Consider the following 18,765-nt stretch of genomic DNA (forward strand, 5'->3'; position numbering starts at 1 on the left):
CAGCTTTCTTCTGCTGTTCCCGCGCCCGCCTGAAAAAACTACTGGATTTCAGCTTTTGCTGAGTTGGCTTTTTGCCTGACTACAGGTGGTATTCATGTTTGTCCTTTCGAAAAAAACCGCGCTCGCGGCGGCGTCCACGAGCCTGTTCGTCCTGCTGTGGAGCAGCGGGGCGATCTTCTCCAAATGGGGGCTGGCCCACGCGTCACCCTTCGCCTTCCTGATGTTTCGTTTCGTCATCGCGCTATGCGGGCTGGTGTTGCTGGTGCCGTTGCTCAAGCTGAAGCTGCCCAAGGGCGGCAAGCCGATGCTGTATGCAATGGCCACCGGCGTGGTGTTGTTGGGGGCTTATCAGATTTTCTATCTGTTGGCCCTCGACCTGAAAGTCACGCCCGGGGTGATGGCGACCATCATGGGCGTGCAGCCGATCCTCACGGTGGTGCTGATGGAGCGTCAGCGTTCCTGGAGCCGGATGTTCGGTCTGGTTCTGGGGCTGACCGGTTTGATCATGGTGGTCTATCAGGGCATCGGCCTGGCCGGAATGTCGCTGGCCGGAATGCTTTTCGGTCTGCTGGCGCTGGTGAGCATGACGTTCGGTTCGATCATGCAGAAACGCATCACTGAAAACCCTCTCGGCACGCTGCCGGTGCAGTACCTCGCCGGACTGCTGTTGTGCGGGATTTTCGTACCCTTCCAGCCATTTCACTACGAGCACAGCAGCGGCTTCATCCTGCCGGTGCTGTGGATGGGGCTGGTGGTGTCAGTGCTGGCGACGTTGTTGCTGTACCGCTTGATCGCCCGGGGCAATCTGGTGAACGTCACCAGTCTGTTTTACCTGGTGCCAGCGGTAACGGCGGTGATGGATTATCTGATTTTCGGTAACCGACTGGCGCTGTTGAGCCTGTTCGGCATGCTGTTGATCATCGTCGGCCTGGTGTTTGTGTTCCGTAAACCTGCGTAAACCCGGGAAGGCCTGGAGCATTGCTCCGGGCCTTTGTGATTTTTGGCGTCTGATCAGCCGCCTTCGTCGGAACGCCGCCCGGACCAAGCCCGCTCCCACAGTATTTGATGTCGTATACAAAATTTGTACGCGACATCGAACCCTGTGGGAGCGGGCTTGCCCGCGAAGGCGTCATCCGCAACGCAACAATTCTACCGCTCAGCCACCAAACCCGGTTTCACAGCAGCCGGCTTCAACACCAACCACAACGCCAGCGCAATCAACATCCCGCCATAGACATGCGCCATCGACAGTGGCTCATCAAGAAACAGCGCCCCCCACAACACACCGAACAGCGGGATCAAGAAGGTCGTGGTCATCGATTTCACCGGGCCAATGGAGCTCAGGAGCCGGAAGTAAATAATGTACGCAAACGCCGTGCATCCCAGACCCAACCCCAGCAACGACAGCCATACGCTCCAGCCGCCCCAGTTCGCGGGTGGTTGGCTGATCACGCTGTAGCCGAACAGCGGCAGCAGGAACAACGTCGCGCCGAGCATGCTGCCCAGTGCCGACAAACGGCTGTCGAGGCCACCGGCCTGGTCGAGCCAGCGCCGGGCGAGAAAGCCGGCAAAGCCGTAGCAAGTGGTTGCGAGCAGGCAGGCAACGGCACCCATCAGCAGTTCGATATCGAACGCCACCGGACCGGCACGGGTCAGCACGCCCACGCCAAACAGCCCCAGGAACACGCCGCTGAGCTTGGCGCCAGTGAGCCTTTCATGGAAAAACAGGCCGCCGATCAGCACGCCCATCAAGGGTGTTGTGGCATTGAAAATCGACGAATAACCGGCAGGTAGCACCTGCGCGGCCACCGAATAGAGCGTCGCCGGAATCCCGGAGTTGATCACTCCGAGCAGCATCACGGTTTTGAGTTTGCCCTTGAAGTCCCAACTCATGCGCATCAGCCCAAGAATCACCAGCAGTCCGGCAGCGGCTATTGATACACGGAAAAAAGCGGTAGGAATGCTGCCAATCACCGGGGCGATGATGCGCATGAACAGAAAACTCGCACCCCAAATGGCCGCCAGGGACAGTAAACGGAAAATATCGACGGGGTTCACAGCGCGGTCCTTCCTTTGGGGAGGGGCGAAAGTGTTGCTGAGTGTGTGAGCGATGGCAACCGAAAACCGGGCGTTTAATTCGAGTGGAAAATTACACTTCTCCTGCACCCGGTTCACTGGCTAAGCTCAAGCCTCCCGAATTCCCGCAGAGGTCTCACCATGCCGCAGCAATGGCCAGCCGCCGACATCGCCCGTTTGATCCTCGATGGCTTTGACGATTACCGCGAGCATTTCCGGCAGATCACCGACGGCGCCCGGGCCCGCTTCGAACAGGCCCGGTGGCAAGAGACACAATCGGCGTCGGCGGCGCGGATCAATCTGTACGAAGATAAAGTCAGTGAAACGGTGGAGCGACTGCGCACCGCGTTTGACGCCGACACCCTGGACGTCAGCTGCTGGCCATTGGTGAAAAGTGCTTACATCAGCCTGATCGACCTGCGCTTCGACGATGAATTGTCCGAGACCTGGTACAACTCGATCTTCTGCGGGCTGTTCAGCCATGACCTGATCAGCGACGGCTGCATGTTCATCCACACCACCCGGCCGAGCCTGCGCCGTGCCCGGGCCGCGCAAACCCGCACCTACAAGCCGCAAGGTCAATTGTCGGCGATGCTTGCCAGTATCTTCGCCGACTACCGCTTCAGCGAGGATTACGCCGACCTGTCCGGTGACCTGAAGCGCCTCGAAGCGCAACTGCGCGAAAACCTGCCGGACTGGGTGTGCAAGGACCCGGAGCTGAGCGTCGAGCTGTTTTCCTCGGTGCTGTACCGCAATAAAGGCGCGTACCTGGTGGGTCGCATCTACACCGCCGATGAGCAATGGCCGCTGGCAATTCCTTTGTTGCACCTTGAAGGGCGTGGCATCCAGATCGATGCGCTGATCACCGACGAAGCGGATGTGTCGATCATTTTCTCCTTCACCCGATCGTATTTCATGGTGGATGTGCCGGTGCCGGCGGAGTTCATTGGCTTCCTGCGGCGTATCCTGCCGGGCAAGCACATTGCCGAGCTGTACACCTCGATCGGCTTCTACAAACACGGCAAGTCGGAGTTCTACCGGGCACTGATCAATCACCTGGCCAACACCGACGACCAGTTCATCATGGCCCCCGGCGTGCGCGGCATGGTCATGAGCGTGTTCACCCTGCCGGGTTTCAACACCGTGTTCAAAATCATCAAGGACCGTTTCTCGCCATCGAAAAACGTCGACCGCGCCACGGTGATCGAAAAGTACCGTTTGGTGAAGAGCGTCGACCGGGTCGGGCGCATGGCCGATACCCAGGAATTCGCCGACTTCCGTTTCCCGCTGAGCAAGTTCGACCCGGCGTGCCTGGAGGAACTGCTGGAAGTCGCACCGTCGACGGTGTCGGTGGAAGATGACACGGTGCTGATCCGCCACTGTTGGACCGAACGGCGCATGACCCCGCTTAACCTCTACCTGGAAAACGCCAACGAAGCGCAGGTACGCGAAGCCCTGGAAGACTACGGGCTGGCGATCAAGCAACTGGCGGCGGCCAACATCTTTCCCGGCGACATGCTGCTGAAGAACTTCGGCGTCACCCGTCACGGCCGGGTGGTGTTCTACGACTACGATGAGATCTGCTTTCTCACCGAAGCCAACTTCCGCCACATCCCGCAACCGCGCACTCCGGAAGATGAGATGGCGTCCGAACCCTGGTACTCGATCGGGCCGCTGGACGTGTTCCCGGAAGAGTTTCCGCCGTTCCTGTTTGCCGATTCGGGGCAGCGCAAGTTGTTCGATCAACTGCATGGCGAGCTGTACAACGCTGATTACTGGAAAAGCCTGCAGGAGGCGATTCGCGCCGGCAAAGTGATCGATGTGTTTCCGTATCGGCGCAAGGGCCTCGATAACGAGTAGTTCTCTGCGATTGCTTCGCAATCGATCGCGAGCAAGCTCGCTCCCACATTTGACCGTGGCGTGCCCCGATTTTGTGGTCGCTATAGATCCCATGTGGGAGCGAGCTTGCTCGCGATCGGCCGCGCAGCGGTCGTAAAATCTGCGACAATCCGCACCCTGCGCCACTAGACGACTGAATTGCGTACCCGATGACCGACGAATCGCCCTCCATCGACAAACTGCTGAAAAACCTCGATCACGCCATGCTCGCCGACCGCCACCGGTTGCGGCGGCAGTTGCTTGAGCTGCGCAAGAAACCCGACGAGGCCAGGCTGGCCCAGTGGGTGGCGCGGATGCAGGCGTCCTGTGAGCAGGTGCTGGCGCGCAAGGCCAGCCTGCCGGTGATTCGTTACGACGACAGTTTGCCGATTGCCGCCAAGCGCGACGAAATCAAGAAAGCGCTGGAAAAGCACCAGGTGCTGATCATTGCCGGCGAAACCGGTTCGGGTAAAACCACCCAGTTGCCAAAGATCTGCCTGGAAATCGGTCGCGGCCAACATGGCCTGATCGGCCATACCCAGCCACGCCGGATCGCTGCGCGCAGCGTGGCCAGCCGGGTTGCCGAAGAACTCGGCACGCCGCTGGGCGCACTGGTCGGTTATCAGGTGCGCTTCGAGGATCAAAGCGATTCCAACACCCTGATCAAGCTGATGACCGACGGCATCCTGCTGGCGGAAACCCAGAACGATCGCTATCTGGAACGCTACGACACGATCATTGTCGACGAAGCCCACGAACGCAGCCTCAACATCGACTTCCTGCTCGGCTACCTGAAAACCCTGTTGCCGCGCCGCCCGGACCTGAAGGTCATCATCACCTCGGCGACCATCGATCTGGAGCGCTTTTCCAAGCACTTCGACGATGCGCCGATTGTCGAAGTCTCCGGCCGCACCTTCCCGGTGGACACCTGGTATCGCCCACTGACTCTGGAGCAGGACGAAGAGGGCAACCGCGTCGAAGATGACTTGACCGTGGATCAGGCGATCCTCGCCACTCTCGACGAAATCGCCGCGTATGAGCGCAGCGAGCGCCGCAGTCCCGGTGACGTGTTGGTGTTCCTGCCCGGCGAGCGCGAGATTCGCGATGCCGCCGATATGCTGCGCAAGGCTCAGCTCAAGCACACCGAAATCCTGCCGTTGTACGCGCGGTTGTCGCCGGCCGAGCAACAGCGGATTTTCCAGTCGCACCCGGGCCGTCGCGTGGTGCTGGCGACCAACGTCGCGGAAACCTCGCTGACCGTGCCGGGCATCCGCTACGTGATCGACAGCGGCACCGCACGCATCAGCCGCTACAGCTACCGCGCCAAGGTCCAGCGCCTGCCCATCGAAGCCATTTCCCAGGCCAGTGCCAACCAGCGCAAGGGCCGTTGCGGACGGGTCGAACCGGGCATTTGCGTGCGCCTGTACAGCGAAGAGGATTTCCTCGGTCGCCCGGAATTTACCGATCCGGAAATCCTCCGTACCAACCTCGCGGCGGTTATTTTGCAGATGCTGCATCTGCGCCTTGGCGAAGTCAGCGCGTTCCCGTTCATCGAGCCGCCGGATGGCAAGGCCATCAGCGACGGTTACAACCTGCTGCAGGAACTCTCGGCGGTAGATCGCAACAGCCAGTTGACGCCGCTCGGCCGCCAATTGGCGCGGCTGCCGGTGGACCCGCGCATGGGTCGCATGTTGCTGGAAGCGGCCAAGCTCGGCAGCTTGCAGGAAGTGCTGATTGTCGCCAGCGCCATGTCGATCCAGGACCCGCGCGAGCGTCCGCCGGAACGTCAGCAAGCGGCGGATCAGGCCCACGCCCAGTGGAAGGACGCCGACTCGGACTTCGCCGGACTGGTCAACCTGTGGCGCGGTTTCGAAGAACAGCGTCAGGCGCTGGGTGCCAACCCGCTACGCAATTGGTGCCGCAAGAATTTCCTGAATTACCTGCGCCTGCGCGAATGGCGCGACTCCCATCGCCAGCTGAGCCTGATCTGCCGCGACATGCAGTTGAGCCTCAATAAAGAGCCGGCGGACTATCCGAAACTGCACAAAGCGGTGCTGGTGGGGTTGCTCAGCCAAATCGGCCAGAAAACCGAAGAGGGTGATTACCTCGGCGCCCGTCAGCGGCGCTTCTGGATTCACCCGTCCTCGGGCATCGGCAAGAAACGCCCGCAATGGCTGATGACCGCCGAGCTGGTGGAAACCACCAAGCTCTATGCACGCATGGTCGCCAAGATTGACGCCGACTGGATCGAGCCGTTGGCCGGGCACCTGATCAAGAAAAACCACTTCGAGCCCCATTGGGAAAAGAAGCGCGGCCAGGTTGTGGCGTTCGAGCAGATCACCCTGTTCGGGTTGATCGTGGTCGGGCGCCGGCCGGTGCATTACGGCCCGGTCGACCCGGTGGTGTCCCGCGAACTGTTCATCCGCGAAGCGCTGGTGCGCGGCGAAATTCAGTCCAGGGCCAAATGCCTGACGGCCAACAAACAGTTGCTGGAACAACTTGACGAACTGGAAGCCAAGGCCCGCCGTCGCGACATCCTTGCCGATGAAGAAACTCTGTACGCCTTCTACGACGCACGTCTGCCGGCGGAGATCCACCAGACTGCGACCTTCGACAGCTGGTACCGGATCAACAGCCAGAAAGACTCGCAGTTGCTGATCATGCGCGAAGAAGACGTGCTGGCCCGCGAAGCCAGTGAAGTCACCGCCCAGCATTACCCGGATACGCTGCACATCGGCGATTTGGAATTAGCCCTCAGCTACCACTTCGAACCCAACCATCCACGGGACGGCGTGACCCTGCGCGTGCCGGCACCGCTGTTGCCGATGCTGCCGCCGGAACGCCTGGAATGGCTGGTACCGGGTGTCATCGAAGCCAAGTGCATTGCCCTGGTGCGCAACTTGCCCAAGGCCTTGCGCAAGAATTTCGTGCCAGTGCCGGACTTCGTCAAGGCGGCCTTGCAGCGCATGACCTTTGCCGAGGGTTCGCTGCCCCAGGCCTTGGGTCGTGAGTTGCTACGCATGACCGGCGCGCGGGTCAGCGATGAAGCCTGGGCCGAGGCGGCGCAGCAGGTCGAAAGCCATCTGCGGATGAACCTGGAAATCGTCGACGCCCAAGGCAAGTTCCTCGGTGAAGGTCGCGATCTGGCCGAACTGACTGCACGTTTCGCCGAGGCCAGCCAGGCGGCGTTGGCGGTGCCGCAAACCGCGAAGAGCCAGCAACCGGTGGAGCCGAAAGTGTTTGCCGCAGTGGCCGAGAAAACCCAACAGAAGATCGCCGGGCTGTCGATGACGGTCTATCCGGCGCTGGTGGAAGAAGCCGGTACGGTCAAGGAAGGGCGTTTCTCGACCCCGGCCGAGGCCGAGTTCCAGCATCGCCGTGCCCTGCAACGCTTGCTGATGCAGCAACTGGCCGAGTCGGCAAAATTCCTCCGTGGCAAGTTGCCGGGCCTTACCGAACTGGGCCTGCTGTACCGCGACATGGGGCGCGTCGATGCGCTGGTGGAAGACATTCTGCTGGCCAGCCTCGACAGCTGCATTCTCGAAGGCGAAGACCCGTTGCCCCGTGACGGCGCCGGTCTGGCGTCCCTGGCCGAGCGCAAGCGTGGCGCCTGGACCGAGCACGCCGAGCGTGTGGCGAAGCTGACCCTGGAAATCCTCAAGCATTGGCATGGCCTGCAAAAGCGCTTCAAGGGCAAGATTGATCTGGCGCAAGCCGTGGCCCTGAACGATATCAAGCAGCAGCTCAGCCAGCTGGTGTATCCGGGGTTTGTCCGGGAAACGCCGATGCAATGGCTCAAGGAGTTGCCGCGTTACCTCAAGGCGATTGAACAGCGCTTCGAGAAAATCGGCGCCCAGGTGCAGCGCGACCGGGTCTGGAGCGGCGAATTGAGCGGGCTGTGGACGCAATACCAGACCCGTGCCGGTAAACACGCCCAGGAAGGCAAGCGCGATCCGCAGCTGGAGTTGTATCGCTGGTGGCTGGAGGAATACCGGGTTTCGCTGTTTGCGCAACAGTTGGGAACCAAGGTGCCTATCTCCGACAAGCGCCTGAACAAGCAGTGGTCGCAAGTCGAGCCGTAGACGCGAGGCCAGTGCAATACCTGTGGGAGCGAGCTTGCTCGCGATGGGGGCATCACATTCAACATCTATGTTGCCTGTCAGGCCGCAATCGCGAGCAAGCTCGCTCCCACAGTTTTGCATGGCTTGCAGGTAGGGTTCATCCAGCAAAAAGGCGCCAAAACCCAAGGTTTATGGCAAACTTCGCGCCTATAAACGCCGGCCCCGCGGTTTTGAGCCTTCACGGTTACGGGCAGGTCCGGAATAAAGCGATGCCAGGTTTGCGTCCCCTGGATGGGAATAGACCCTTTGCGTGTTGGTACGACGGTGCCAATGCTTTCTGCCTGAACAGATTAGAGACACGACCATGCATAACGTCGTCATCAGCGGCACCGGCCTGTACACCCCGGCCAACAGCATTTCCAATGAAGAGCTGGTGCAGTCTTTCAATACCTACGTGGCGCAATTCAACGCCGACAACGCCGACGCCATCGCGCGCGGTGAAGTGGAAGCGTTGACCGAGTCCAGCGCCGCGTTCATTGAGAAAGCCTCCGGCATCAAGAGCCGCTTTGTCATGGACAAGGACGGCATCCTCGACCCGCAACGCATGGCCCCACGCCTGCCGGAGCGTTCCAACGACGAGTGGTCGGTGCTGTGCCAGATGGCCATTGGCGCTGCCGAACAAGCCTTGCAGCGCGCCGGCAAGACTGCCGCCGACATCGACGGCGTGATCGTCGCCTGCTCCAACCTGCAACGTGCTTACCCGGCCATCGCCATCGAAGTTCAGGAAGCGCTGGGCATCCAGGGTTTCGGTTTCGACATGAACGTGGCCTGCTCCTCGGCGACTTTCGGTATCCAGACCGCCGCCAACAGCGTGCAACTGGGCCAGGCCCGGGCGATCCTGATGGTCAACCCGGAAGTCTGCACCGGCCACCTGAACTTCCGTGACCGCGACAGCCACTTCATCTTCGGCGATGCCGCCACCGCGGTGATCATTGAGCGCGCCGACCTGGCGACGTCCAGGTACCAGTTCGACATCGTCAGCACCAAGCTGCTGACCAAGTTCTCCAACAACATCCGCAACAACTTCGGCTTCCTCAACCGCGCGGCGGAAGAGGGCATCGGCGCCAAGGACAAACTGTTCGTGCAGGAAGGCCGCAAGGTGTTCAAGGAGGTCTGCCCGATGGTGGCCGAGCTGATCGCTGAGCATCTGCAAGAGAACCAGCTCAATATCAGCGACGTGAAGCGCTTCTGGCTGCACCAGGCCAACCTCAGCATGAACCACCTGATCGTCAAGAAGCTGCTGGGGCGAGACGCCACCGAACAGGAAGCGCCGGTGATTCTCGACACCTACGCCAACACCAGTTCCGCCGGTTCCGTGATTGCGTTCCACAAGAACCAGGATGACCTGGCCGCCGGTTCGCTGGCTGTGCTCAGCTCGTTCGGCGCCGGTTATTCGATTGGTAGCGTGTTGCTGCGCAAGCTGTAGGAGCGAGCTTGCTCCGGGCGGCGTTCCGATGATGGTCGTCAACGATAACGCGATAAGCCTGACGCCCCGCGGCGTGCTCGGGTTTATCGCGAGCAAGCTCGCTCCTGCAAGGGCGGGTTGGCAAAAACAAACAGCCCGGCGTTGATGTATCGGAGGATGATGGGGACCGATACATCAACGCCAGGCTGTAAAAGCGGCCCGGGCTTCCTTGCCCGGGTCGTGTAGCGGGGTGAATCAGAACTTCGCTTCGGCATCCAGTTGCAGGGTGTTGATGTCCGAATCTTTCTTGTTGATGTTGGCGTTGGTCTGGTCCGAGGTCGCCATGAAGTAGGTCGCGCCCAGGGCGAAGTTCTTGTCCAGGTCGTAGCTCACTTTCAGCTTGCTGCCGCGCGAACCGGTGAAGCCGTTGGCGAAGTCGGAGTCGGTGAAGGCACCCACCACAGCGTTACGCTGCACGTCGCGGTAGTTGTAGTCCAGGTTGAAACCGTAGACCTTGGACTTCACACCGGCCAACCAGCCAGTGTCCTGGTCGTTGCTGGCATCGGCGTTGTTGACGTACTGACCGTAGATCGACAGCGGAACTGGCAGGTTGCTGAAGTCCAGCTGACCAAAGCCTTCGTACAGTTTGAAAGTTTCGTTCGGGCTGTTGCCGTTGACGGCCAGGGCGCATGGCGTGGTAACGGTGCCGGAGGTAGGGCAGGCACTGCTGCTGTCGTTGTCGTAGGAGTAGATACTGCCGCCCAACGTCATTTTCATGCTGTCGGTAATGGCGAAGCGACCACCCAACTGACCAGCGTACAGGCGCAGGTCGTGCTTGAACTGCACGCCTTCACCGTCGACGTTGTCCTTGAGGGTGTAGTGACCGGCGCTACCGAACAGCTCGGTGCTGCCGCTCAGCGGGTACTTGTAGGTGACGGCCAGACCTTCCGGGTTGATGTCGCTGTCCCAGATGATGTCGCCCATGCTCACCCATTGTTGCGGCATCTTGCCGCCAACCAGGTGCAGGTTCTTGATCGCGTCAGGGTGGTAGTCGATGTAACCCAAGTCCAGCCAGATCTGCTTCTTGTCGAAGTAGTTGTTCAGATCCTGGTTGGTCGAACGAGCGTCGTCGTTGCTGCCGGTGGCGATACGGATACCGGTGTCGACCTGCGGGTTGATTTCGCTGTAGGCACCCAGGCGGGCACGAATGCGCTGACGATCCTGGTCCTTGTTGTTTGGCACGCCATCGTTGTGCACGGTTTCTTCACGGAAACGCACGTCACCCTTGAATTGGGTCTTGGCGGCCCAGGCCAGTTTCTGGTCGAAGGTGCTCAGTGCCTCGGTTTTCTTCGCGGTGGCCGCGATTTGCTCGTTAGTCTCTTGCTGAGCCTGACGGGCGATTTGCTGGTCTTTCTGATCCCTGGCCAGCTCGGCTTGCAGTTCGCTGTACTGCGCGTTGGTGATCGAGCCGTTAGCCTTGAGCATGTCGAGCAGTTTGGCGTCGACTGCGGCACTGGCCGGAACACTCATGGCCAACAGCAGGCCACCGCACAAGGCCGCCGCAGTTTTCGTGGAAGCAAGACGCATATCAATCTCCGAAGATGAGAGGGGATGACAGAGCCATCCGGGGCACAACCGACCACTTAGGGGGCGGAAAACAGTGGCCGGGTATAACCCGGCGCTCTAAAAACAGGCGCCAGTATCGCGATGGTTTATGACAGAGCGGTGGCTATGTGATGTCATGTCGATGACGATATAGAGTCGTCTTGAACTATTGAGTTAGAGCACTGTCGTCGAATTGACCGTGTGCAAAGGAGAGCGATCGGCGATACTCGCGAGGCTTTTACACCATGAAAAGTGAGGATGGTGATGCCGCTGCAACGCCTGCAAAGACTGTCAGAAATCGCCCCGCAGACCTGGGACGCCCTGGTGCCCGAGACTCAGCCTTTTCTGCGTCACGCTTTTTTGAGCGCACTGGAAGACAGCGGCAGCGTCGGACCTCATTCCGGCTGGCAGCCCGAGCATTTGCTGCACGTTGAAGGTGACCGCCTGATCGCCGCGCTACCCAGTTATCGCAAGTGGCATTCCTACGGCGAATACGTGTTCGATCACGCCTGGGCCGATGCCTGTGAACGCGCCGGCATCGACTACTACCCCAAACTGTTGACTGCCGTGCCGTTCAGTCCCGTCACCGGGCCGCGGCTGTTGGCGGCCACGGTCGAAGACGGCTTCGAGTTAATGAAAAGCCTGCCGGGCTACCTTGAGCTCGAAGGGCTCTCCAGCGCCCACATCAACTTCACCGATCCGTTCACCGACGCGGCATTGAGCGAGCAGCCCGGCTGGCTGCAGCGAGTTGGCTGTCAATACCACTGGCAGAATCGCGGTTACCGGGATTTCCAGGACTTCCTTGACGTGCTGAGTTCGCGCAAGCGCAAACAGATGCGCAAGGAACGCGAGCAGGTGGCGGGGCAGGGCTTTGAGTTCGAATGGCTGCAAGGGCGGGAGCTGAACCAGGCGCAATGGGATTTCGTCTATGCCTGCTACGCCAATACCTATGCGGTGCGCCGCCAGGCGCCGTACCTGACGCGGGAGTTTTTCAGCTTGTTGGCCGAACGCATGCCGGAGTCGATTCGCGTGGTGTTGGCCAGGCAGGGTTCACGGCCGGTGGCGATGGCTTTCAGCCTGGTGGGGGGCGACAGTTTCTACGGGCGTTACTGGGGCTGCCTGGCGGAGTTCGACCGCCTGCATTTCGAGACCTGTTTCTACCAGGGCATGGACTACGCCATCGCCAACGGTTTCCAGCGTTTCGATGCCGGAGCCCAGGGTGAGCACAAACTGATTCGCGGATTCGAGCCAGTCATTACGCATTCCTGGCACTACTTGAGGCATCCGGGATTAAAAGCGGCGGTGAAGGACTTCCTGGAGCAGGAGCGGTTGGGGGTACTGGCTTATGCGGAAGACGCAAAGTCAGCCTTGCCTTATCGCCAAGGCTGACCTTCACGGTGCAGCGTGTCAGGTGTTTTCCTTGCCCAGCCAGCGATACAGCACGCCACCGACGACGGCACCGAGCAGCGGTGCGACCCAGAACATCCACAGTTGTTGAATCGCCCAGCCGCCGACGATCAGCGCCGGGCCGGTGCTGCGCGCCGGGTTGACCGAGGTGTTGGTGACGGGGATCGAGATCAGGTGGATTAGCGTCAGCCCCAGGCCGATGGCAATCGGTGCCAGTCCTGCCGGTGCACGTTTGTCGGTGGCGCCGAGGATGATCAGGATGAACATCGCAGTCATCACCAGTTCACAGACAAACCCTGCCGCCATCGAATAGCCGCCAGGCGAGTGTTCGCCATAGCCGTTGGATGCCAATCCTCCCGCCAGTTCGAAACCGGGTTTGCCGCTGGCAATGAAATACAGCAGGGCGGCTGCAATCACGCCGCCAATGACCTGGGCAATGATGTAGGCCGGCAATTCATTGGCCGGAAACCGTCCACCCACCACCAGGCCGAGGGATACCGCAGGATTGAGATGACAACCGGAAATATGGCCAATGGCGAAGGCCATGGTCAGCACGGTCAGGCCAAACGCGAAGGACACCCCGAGAAGACCGATCCCCACATCCGGAAATGCCGCCGCCAGCACCGCACTGCCGCAACCACCCAACACCAGCCAGAACGTACCTACCAACTCTGTAGCCGAACGTTTTAACAGAGACATGAGAGTGAGCCCTTTCGAGATTATGCCGCCTTGAGCATCCAGCCGATGGACTGCAGAACCACCTCCAGAACGTTGCAGTGAGTACAGCAGGGTTTTTTTAGAATTCCAGCAGGCACAAAAAACCGCCAGGACCCGTGGTTGAAGGGTTCTGGCGGTTTTTTGGAGGCTATCGGTCGCGCCAATCCCTGTAGGAGCGAGCTTGCTCGCGATGGTCGTCAACGATAATGCTGAAAACCTGACACCGCGCGGCGTCCCTTAATCCATCGTCGGAACGCCGCCCGGAGCAAGCTCGCTCCTACAGGTTATGTGGCCATCCCAGGGATCAATCGATCCCGACAAACCCACCGGTCTGGTGTTGCCACAAGCGCGCATACAAACCGCCATGGGCCAGCAGTTCGGCATGGCTGCCGGTTTCGGCGATCTGGCCGTTTTCCAGTACCACCAACCGGTCCATGCGGGCGATGGTCGAGAGCCGGTGTGCGATGGCGATCACGGTTTTACCCTGCATCAGGGTTTCGAGGCTTTCCTGGATCGCCGCTTCGACTTCCGAATCCAGTGCCGACGTGGCCTCGTCCATGATCAGGATCGGCGCGTCCTTGAGCAGTACGCGGGCGATGGCGATGCGCTGGCGCTGGCCACCGGAGAGTTTCACCCCGCGCTCACCGACGTGGGCATCGAAACCGGTGCGACCTTCAGCGTCCGACAGTGAAGGAATGAAGCCGTCGGCCCGGGCCTTGTGCACGGCTTCCCAGAGTTCGGCGTCGGTGGCGTCCGGTTTGCCATACAGCAGGTTGTCACGGATCGAGCGGTGCAGCAGCGACGTGTCCTGGGTGATCATGCCGATGCGTTCGCGCAGGCTCTCCTGGCTGACGTCGGCGATGTTCTGGCCGTCGATCAGGATGCGTCCGCCTTCGACGTCATACAAGCGCAGCAGCAGGTTTACCAGGGTCGATTTGCCGGCACCGGACGGGCCGATCAGGCCGATTTTTTCACCGGGCTTGATGCTCAGGTTGAGGTCGCCGATGATCCCGCTCTGCTTGCCATAGTGGAAATCCACCTGTTCGAAGCGCACTTCGCCACGGGCCACCGCCAGGGGTTTGGCCTGGTCGCGGTCGGTGACGGAGACCGGTTGCGAGATGGTCTGCAGACCGTCCTGCACCATGCCGATGTTTTCGAAGATGCCGGTCACCACCCACATGATCCAGCCGGACATGTTGACGATACGGATCACCAGGCCGGTGGCCAGGGCAATCGCGCCCACGCTGATCAACGACTGCGTCCACAACCACAGGGCCAGGCCGGTGGTGCAGACGATCAGCAAGCCGTTCATGCTGGTGATGACCACGTCCATGCTGGTGACCACGCGACCCGCCAGCTGGGCTTTCTCAGTCTGCTCCTTGATGGCTTCGCGGGCGTATTGCTGCTCGAAGTTGGTGTGGGCGAACAACTTCAGGGTGGTGATATTGGTGTAGCCGTCGACAATCCGCCCCATGAGTTTGGAGCGCGCATCAGACGCCACCACCGACCGATCCTTGACCCGTGGCACGAAGTAACAGAGGGCACCGATGAAGGCGAAAATCCACGTCAGCAGCGGGATCATCAGGCGCCAGTCGGCTTCGGCGAACAGCACCAGCGAACTGATGGCGTAGATCAGCACATGCCACAGCGCATCCACGGCCTGCACGGCGGAGTCGCGCAGTGAGTTGCCGGTTTGCATGATGCGTTGGGCGATGCGCCCGGCGAAATCATTCTGGAAAAAATTCAGGCTCTGCTTGAGCACATAACTGTGGTTCTGCCAGCGGATCATGCTGGTCATGCTGGGGCTCAGGGTCTGGTGCACCAGCAGGTCATGCAGGCCCACGAATATAGGGCGCAGCACCAGCGCAACCACCACCATCCAGGTCAGTTCGAGGGCGTGTTCCTGAAACAGATTGATGTTCGGCGTCCCTTGGGCCAGGTCGATGATGCGGCTCAGGTAGCTGAACAGCGCCACTTCGATCAATGCACCAATCAGGCCGACGATCAACAGGGCGGCGAAGCTCGGCCAGACCTGCTTGAGGTAATAAGTGTAAAAAGGGAAAACCCGGTCCGGCGGAGATGCCGTCGGTGCTTCACGGAAAACATCGATCAGTTTTTCAAAGCGGCGATAAAGCATCGGTTGTTCGCCCGCGAACGGGCTCTCCTTTTAACGGTTTGAGCGTTGCCGGCAAACACCGGCAACGGCTCGGACATCCTTGTCCAGCTTAGTCTCAGTCGATGCGCTTGGCCGACTTGATGAACACCGGGTCGGCCGGCACGTCCTTCATGCCGTTACGAACGGTGATTGGTGAATTAACGATGATGTCGACCACGTCCATGCCTTTGACGACTTTGCCGAACACCGCGTAACCGTCGCCCTGGTCAAGGAAGTCGTTGTCCTTGACGTTGATGAAGAACTGGCTGGTGGCCGAGTCAGGCACCGAAGTACGGGCCATCGACAAGGTACCGCGAACGTTGACCAGGCCGTTGTTGTGCTCGTTTTTGATCGGGTCTTTGGTTTCTTTTTGTTGCATGGCTTGGGTGAAGCCACCGCCCTGGACCATGAAACCCGGAATCACCCGGTGGAAAATCGTGTTGTTGTAGAAGCCACTGTCGACGTACTCAAGGAAGTTCCTGGTACTGATCGGGGCCTTGACCGGGTCCAGTTCGATTTCGATCTGGCCGTTGGTGGTGTCCAGCAGCACGTGCGGTGCCTTGGCAGGCGTTGCCGCCATCAGGTTGGCGGCAAACAGGACGGAGCCTGCGGCGAGGGCGATTTTTTTCAGCATGGGTCAGTGATCCTGAGTGGTGGTGTCGACTGCGGTCAGAAACTCCAGCAGTGTCTGGTTGAAGTGTTCCGGCTGGTCCAGCGGCGTGGCGTGGCGTGAATCGGCGATCACCACCAACCGCGCATCGGGCAGCAGTTTTACGTAGTTTTCCTTCAGCGCCACCGGTGTGTAGTCACGGTCGGCACTGACGATGAGGGTTGGACAGGTAACCTTGGAAAGTCGTTCCTGGACCCCCCAGCCCACAATTGCATTGAAGCTGGCGAGATAAGCATGTTTGTCGTTTTTTGCCCAGCGTTCGGCCATTTTTTGTCGCAGGTCAGCCTGCTCGGGTTTCGGGAACAGCTTGCCGCCCAGCGCCTTGCCAATGGTGCCCAGGCTAAGGGCGCGCATCAGGCTCCAGCGCTTGAACCACTGCCAGTAGTCATCGCGACTTCGCAGTTTGACCTCCGGCGCGCTGTTGACGATGCACAGGCTCTTGAGCAGTTGCGGCTGATCCACGCCCAGCTGGAAACCGATCATGCCACCCATGGACAGGCCGACATAGTGTGCCGGAGCGAGATTGAGGTGCTCGATCAGTGCAATCAGGTCAGCGCTGAATCCGGCAATGCTGTAGCGCTCCCGGGGCTTGTCCGAACGGCCGTGGCCGCGGACATCCGGGACGATCACCCGGTAGCGGGTGGCAAGTGCCGGGATCTGTTTTTCCCAGTCCAGTGTGCTGGAGCCGAGACCGTGGACCAGCAGCAGCGGCGTGCCGTGGCCATATTCCTCATAGTGCAGGTTGCAACCTTCGTGTTCGAAATAGGCCATGCATACACTCCGTGTCAGGCTTGTTCGGGGGCGGCGAACGGCGCGTCCAGTGGTGCGGTGTCAAACGTACGCAGCAGTTCGATGAGAATCTGCGTGGCAGGCCCCAGCGGCTTGTCCTTGTTCGAATACAGGTAAAAGCTCGGGTTGCGGCTACCGCCCTGATCCAACGGTAGCAGCTTGAGCGTACCTTCCTTGAGTTCCCGCTCGATCAGGTGCCTGGGCAGCCAGGCAAAACCCAGGCCGCTGCTGACGAAGGTTGCGGCGGTGGCCAGGCTGCCGACGGTCCAGCGCTGTTCGGCACCGAGCCAGCCGACGTCCCGTGGTTGCTGGCGGCCCGAGTCGCGAATTACCACTTGCATCTGGCTTTCCAGGTCCTGGAAGTTCAGTTCGCGGTTGAGGCGGTGCAGGGGATGTTCCGGGTGGGCGACCGCGACGAACTCGACGTCGCTCAATTCCGCGCCCAGGTAGCCGGGAATACTGAACCCGGTGATGGCCAGGTCGGCCACGCCTTCCAGCAGGACTTCCTCCACACCCGACAGCACTTCCTCACGCAGGCGCACCCGGCAGCCACGGCTTTGCGGCATGAATGCGGTCAGGGCGCGAACGAGGCGGGCGCTTGGGTAAGCGGCATCGACCACCAGGCGCACTTCGGCTTCCCAGCCCTGTTCCATGTGATGGGCCAGGTCTTCGAGTTGACTGGCCTGTTTCACCAGTTGCCGGGAGCGGCGCAACAGCACGCCGCCGGCTTCGGTCAGCACGGCTTTGCGTCCGTCGATGCGCAACAACGGTACACCGAGCTGATCCTGCATGCGTGCCACGGTGTAGCTGACCGACGATTGCGAGCGATGCAGCGCTTCGGCGGCCTGGGCGAAACCACCGTGATCGACCACGGCCTGCAGCGTTCGCCATTGATCAAGGGTCACGCGGGGCGCTTTCATGTTGAGCTCCTCTTGTCCTAAGCTGGCAGCCCTTATTGGAGGCTGCTGAATGAAAAAATTCTGTTGTGTGCTGCTGGCGCTGCTGCCGCTGACGGCGATGGCTTACCCGATCGATGTGAAGAAAGACCTCAACGGCATGAAGATCGATTACCAGACCTACGACACGGATAACGACATCGGCTCCATTCAGGTGGCCAACTACGGCGACGTCGATGCAAGCTGCAAGGCCGTTTTCATCAATGGCCCGGAAGCACCGCGTACCCGCAAGATCGACGTGCCGGCCGGCAAGCACAAAAATGCCACCGTCAAGTTCAGCCGCAACATCATCAAGCTGCGCATCGAGCTGACTTGCGCCCCGAAATGACGCCAGGGTCTTCTGTAGGAGCGAGCTTGCTCGCGATAGCGGTGTGTCAGGCAAAAGAAAAGTTGAATGACACGACCTCTTCGCGAGCAAGCCCGCTCCCACAGAGTATGCTGAGCTTATAAACGAATTTATTGATGGGTTATAGCAGTTATTTGCGCTTTTTCATCGATATGACTCCGTTTAACCTTCACTCCATCGACCTACAGCATTCTCAGATGGAGGCTACATCCCATGTCCCGCGTTCTGATCATCGAAAGCAGTGCCCGTCAGCAAGACTCGGTTTCCCGCCAACTGACCCAGACGTTCATCAGCCAGTGGAAAGCCGCTCACCCGAATGACCAGATCACCGTCCGGGACCTGGCCGTCAAGCCGGTTCCGCACCTGGATATCAACCTGCTGGGTGGCTGGATGAAACCCGCCGAGCAGCGCAGCGACATCGAACAGGCGTCCCTGGAACGCTCCAACCAGCTGACCGACGAATTGCTCGCCGCCGATGTACTGGTCATGGCCGCACCCATGTACAACTTTGCGATTCCCAGCACCCTGAAAGCCTGGCTCGACCATGTGCTGCGTGCCGGCGTGACCTTCAAGTACACCGAAACCGGCCCGCAAGGCCTGCTCAGCGGCAAACGCGCCTACGTGTTGACGGCTCCCCCCC

14 protein-coding genes are annotated in these 18,765 nt (G+C 60.2%); 7 read left to right on the plus strand and 7 right to left on the minus strand.

Annotated elements, in window-relative coordinates; all coding sequences use genetic code 11:
- The first annotated feature begins 94 nt into the window (after positions 1-94).
- Positions 95-958 (plus strand): DMT family transporter, encoded by an 864-nt coding sequence (locus tag PMI29_RS27305; protein WP_007993817.1) that lies wholly within the window; start codon positions 95-97, stop codon positions 956-958.
- Positions 959-1,149: 191 nt separating this feature from the next.
- On the opposite strand, the gene PMI29_RS27300 is transcribed toward PMI29_RS27305, so the two are convergent.
- Positions 1,150-2,058, minus strand: a complete 909-nt coding sequence (locus tag PMI29_RS27300; RefSeq protein WP_007993818.1) for a DMT family transporter — start codon at positions 2,056-2,058, stop codon at positions 1,150-1,152.
- 159 nt (positions 2,059-2,217) lie between these two features.
- On the opposite strand from PMI29_RS27300, the gene aceK reads away from it, so the two are divergent.
- From aceK to PMI29_RS27285, 3 genes are all read left to right on the plus strand, one after another.
- Complete coding sequence (aceK, locus tag PMI29_RS27295; RefSeq protein ID WP_007993820.1) at positions 2,218-3,936, plus strand: bifunctional isocitrate dehydrogenase kinase/phosphatase; 1,719 nt, start codon at positions 2,218-2,220, stop codon at positions 3,934-3,936.
- A 188-nt stretch (positions 3,937-4,124) separates the two neighbouring features.
- Complete coding sequence (gene hrpA, locus PMI29_RS27290) at positions 4,125-8,036, plus strand: ATP-dependent RNA helicase HrpA (RefSeq protein WP_007993822.1); 3,912 nt, start codon at positions 4,125-4,127, stop codon at positions 8,034-8,036.
- 343 nt (positions 8,037-8,379) lie between these two features.
- On the plus strand, positions 8,380-9,501 hold the full coding sequence (locus PMI29_RS27285; RefSeq protein ID WP_007993823.1) for a beta-ketoacyl-ACP synthase III: 1,122 nt from the start codon (positions 8,380-8,382) through the stop codon (positions 9,499-9,501).
- Positions 9,502-9,735: 234 nt separating this feature from the next.
- Here PMI29_RS27285 and PMI29_RS27280 read toward each other — a convergent pair whose 3' ends face one another.
- Positions 9,736-11,067, minus strand: coding sequence for a putative porin (locus tag PMI29_RS27280; protein ID WP_007993825.1), 1,332 nt, complete (start codon positions 11,065-11,067; stop codon positions 9,736-9,738).
- Between the two features lie 282 nt (positions 11,068-11,349).
- Here PMI29_RS27280 and PMI29_RS27275 point away from each other — a divergent pair, with 282 nt between their 5' ends.
- On the plus strand, positions 11,350-12,474 hold the full coding sequence (locus tag PMI29_RS27275) for a GNAT family N-acetyltransferase (RefSeq protein ID WP_007993827.1): 1,125 nt from the start codon (positions 11,350-11,352) through the stop codon (positions 12,472-12,474).
- An 18-nt stretch (positions 12,475-12,492) separates the two neighbouring features.
- Here the strand turns inward: PMI29_RS27275 and aqpZ are convergent, their stop codons facing one another.
- The 5 genes from aqpZ to PMI29_RS27250 form a co-directional block, all read right to left on the minus strand.
- On the minus strand, positions 12,493-13,191 hold the full coding sequence (aqpZ, locus tag PMI29_RS27270; RefSeq protein WP_007993828.1) for an aquaporin Z: 699 nt from the start codon (positions 13,189-13,191) through the stop codon (positions 12,493-12,495).
- A gap of 322 nt (positions 13,192-13,513) precedes the next feature.
- Entirely contained in the window at positions 13,514-15,346 is a 1,833-nt protein-coding gene (locus PMI29_RS27265) for an ABC transporter ATP-binding protein (protein WP_007993831.1), read from the minus strand.
- 94 nt (positions 15,347-15,440) lie between these two features.
- Positions 15,441-15,998, minus strand: a complete 558-nt coding sequence (locus PMI29_RS27260) for a peptidylprolyl isomerase A (protein WP_007993833.1) — start codon at positions 15,996-15,998, stop codon at positions 15,441-15,443.
- Between the two features lie 3 nt (positions 15,999-16,001).
- Positions 16,002-16,805, minus strand: a complete 804-nt coding sequence (locus tag PMI29_RS27255) for an alpha/beta fold hydrolase (RefSeq protein WP_007993835.1) — start codon at positions 16,803-16,805, stop codon at positions 16,002-16,004.
- Positions 16,806-16,819: 14 nt separating this feature from the next.
- The gene (locus PMI29_RS27250; RefSeq protein WP_007993836.1) at positions 16,820-17,743 is read right to left on the minus strand and encodes a LysR family transcriptional regulator; all 924 of its coding nucleotides are present in this window, start codon (positions 17,741-17,743) and stop codon (positions 16,820-16,822) included.
- 49 nt (positions 17,744-17,792) lie between these two features.
- Between PMI29_RS27250 and PMI29_RS27245 the strand changes: the two genes are divergently transcribed.
- Both PMI29_RS27245 and PMI29_RS27240 read left to right on the plus strand, forming a co-directional pair.
- Positions 17,793-18,107: a hypothetical protein gene (locus PMI29_RS27245; protein ID WP_007993837.1), complete on the plus strand. Its 315-nt coding sequence runs from the start codon at positions 17,793-17,795 to the stop codon at positions 18,105-18,107.
- Positions 18,108-18,338: 231 nt separating this feature from the next.
- Positions 18,339-18,765: FMN-dependent NADH-azoreductase (locus tag PMI29_RS27240; protein ID WP_007993838.1), on the plus strand; the 427-nt coding region annotated here is incomplete at its 3' end.

Origin of the sequence: Pseudomonas sp. GM49 (assembly GCF_000282355.1) — a bacterium.
Lineage (GTDB): Bacteria > Pseudomonadota > Gammaproteobacteria > Pseudomonadales > Pseudomonadaceae > Aquipseudomonas.